Genomic DNA, 1323 nt, shown 5'->3' on the forward strand with positions numbered 1-1323 from the left:
GGCACCATTTCAACGACGAAAGAGAGTTTCGCCATGGCGACACCCACGCCAACCCCCGAGGACGTCGTCCTCGTCGGCGGCGCCCGGACACCCCTCGGACGCCTCAACGGACAGCTCGCCTCCTTCACCGCCGTCGAGCTCGGAGCACTCGCGATCACCGGTGCCCTGGAGCGCGCGGGAGTCGACCCGGCGGCGGTCGACGCCGTCATCATGGGACACGTGGTGCAGGCGGGCTGCGGCCAGAACCCGGCGAGGCAGTCGGCCGTCAAGGCCGGCATCCCCTGGAACGTCCCCGCCGTCACCCTGAACAAGGTGTGCCTCTCCGGCCTGACGGCCGTGATCGACGCCGCCCGCCTGATCCGCAGCGGCGAGGCCCGCGTCGTCGTAGCCGGCGGCCAGGAGTCGATGACCCGTGGGCCCCACCTGCTGCCGGGCTCCCGGCAGGGCTGGACCTACGGGTCCCTGCAGGCCCTCGACTCGGTCGCGCACGACGGCCTGACCGATGCCTTCGACGACGAATCCATGGGTGCTTCGACGGAGCGCGGGAACGTGCGCCTCGAGATTCCCCGCGCGGAACAGGACGAGGTCGCCGCCGCTTCCCACAGGCGTGCCGCGGCCGCCACGGAGGGCGGTGTCCTCGCCGAGGAGATCATCCCCGTGTCCGTGCGGCAGAGGAAGGGCGACGACGTCGTCCTCACCGCCGACGAGGGCATCCGCCCGACCACGACCGTCGAGTCGCTGGCGAAGCTGCGCCCCGCGTTCAATCCCGACGGTGCCATCACGGCAGGCAACTCGTCCCCCCTGTCCGACGGGGCGGCGGCGCTCGTCGTCACCACGCGGTCCTATGCCGAGGAGGCGGGGCTCACCGTCCTCGCCGTCGTCGGGCGGCCCGGGCAGGTCGCGGGACCGGACAACACCCTCCACTCCCAGCCCTCGGCCGCCATCCGGCAGGCCCTGGACCGTGCCGGCTGGACAGCCGGGGAGCTCGACTTCATCGAGATCAACGAGGCGTTCGGATCCGTGGCCGTCCAGTCGCTCAAGGATCTCGACTATCCCCTCGAGAAGTGCAACATCCATGGTGGCGCGATCGCGCTCGGTCATCCGATCGGCGCGTCAGGAGCCCGGCTGGCGCTCCATGCCGCGATGGAGCTGGCACGTCGCGGGAGCGGGAAGTCCGCCGTGAGCCTGTGCGGCGGCGGAGGCCAGGGTGAGGCTCTCCTCCTCTGGCGCTGACGCACCGGCGGCAGAGCAGGAAAGAGCCCCGCTTCGCGAGAAGCGGGGCTCTTTCCGTACTGCGGCGATGCCGACGCATGCCGGCCGCGG

At 71.6% G+C, this 1323-nt stretch carries 1 protein-coding gene; it reads left to right on the forward strand.

Annotation, left to right across the window (positions count from 1 at the left end; translation table 11 throughout):
- The first annotated feature begins 33 nt into the window (after positions 1–33).
- Positions 34–1233, forward strand: a complete 1200-nt coding sequence (locus tag CXQ97_RS18525) for an acetyl-CoA C-acetyltransferase (protein WP_104182358.1) — start codon at positions 34–36, stop codon at positions 1231–1233.
- The last annotated feature ends 90 nt before the right edge of the window (positions 1234–1323 follow it).

The sequence above is a fragment of the Arthrobacter sp. B0490 genome, assembly GCF_002929355.1.
Lineage (GTDB): Bacteria > Actinomycetota > Actinomycetes > Actinomycetales > Micrococcaceae > Arthrobacter_D.